This window comes from Mesorhizobium sp. M7A.F.Ca.AU.001.01.1.1 (assembly GCF_004022735.1).
GTDB classification, from domain to species: Bacteria; Pseudomonadota; Alphaproteobacteria; order Rhizobiales; family Rhizobiaceae; genus Mesorhizobium; species Mesorhizobium ciceri.
Window position 1 is genome coordinate 1 of sequence record NZ_RZPF01001125.1, and the last position, 1,211, is coordinate 1,211.

At 66.5% G+C, this 1,211-nt stretch carries 1 protein-coding gene; it reads right to left on the reverse strand.

Annotation, left to right across the window (positions count from 1 at the left end; all coding sequences use genetic code 11):
* Window positions 1–1,211: 5'-nucleotidase C-terminal domain-containing protein (locus EN884_RS36425; protein ID WP_206617756.1), on the reverse strand; the 1,211-nt coding region annotated here is incomplete at both ends.

The window sequence follows — 1,211 nt, forward strand, 5'->3', positions numbered from 1 at the left end:
CCCAATAGGTGTCGCCGGCAACGATGACATGGCTGGCTTCCGCTGGCGCGGCCTCAGCAGGCTTTGCCGGCTCGGCCGGTGCCGGCGCGGCTGGTGGCGCTGGCGGGGGAGGTGCTCCTTCCGTCGATATGGCCGGTGGTGTGTTGGCGATATCGCCCGAGTTGGCCGGCAATTCAGGCATTGCCGGTGCCGCTTCGGCAGGCTTGGCGGCTTCAGCCGGTGCGGGCGCCGGGGTGGCCGGTGCCGCTTCGGCTGGCTTGGCCGGATCGGTTGCCGGGGCCGCAGGCGCCGCGGCGACGGTCGCGGCTATTTCGGTGATGCGGCCGTCGAGCTTCGGCGTGTAGGGCCGGTGGGCGCCGAGATAGTCGGCAACCACCTGTTCCAGGCCGGGGCCGTAGTCGTAGGCATTCCTGGCCTTGTCGGCAAAGACCTTGTAGCCGTCGCCGCCCTGGCGAACATAGTTGTTGGTGGCGACCAGATAGTCCTTCTCCGGCTTGATCGGCGTCCAGGCACCGCCTTCCATGACCTCCACCGATTTGACCCGGCCGGCATTGGGCGCAACGGATTTGTCGAAGGAATATTTCAGGCCGGCGACCTGGGGGAAGCGCCCGGCGCCGTCCTCGACCTGACTGAGACCGCCCTCGAGGCCGGCCACCAGATCCTTGCCCGAAATCTGGAAGGTCGCCAGCGTGTTCTGGAAGGGCAGCACGGTCAGCACCTCGCCCATGGTGACGGTGCCCTTGTCGATCGAGGCGCGCAGGCCGCCGCCATTGGAGATGACGATCTCGACGCCCTGTCCCTTGACGCGGTCGAGGATGGCGTCGGAGACGAGATTGCCCATCGCGCATTCGCGGGTGCGGCAGCTCTCGCGACTGCCGTCGATGACGTCGGTGGTTTCGGCCACTTCCTTGTTCTTCAACGCCTCGATCGGCGCCCCAAGCTCCTTGATGCGGGCGAGCACGGCCGGGTCGGGGGTGATCGACTTGTCGAGATAGATCGGGTCGCCGCTGGCCGATTTGACGACGCCATTGTCGTCGAACACCACCTTGAACTCGCCGAGATATTTCGAATAGGAGGCCGCCTGCACCACCGGCACCTTGTAGCCGTCCGGATTGTCGACCATCGTCGGGTAGGGGCCTTCCGCCTTCGGATCGGTGTTCGACAGCAGGGAATGGCTATGGGCGCCGACGACGGCATCGATGCCCGGGATC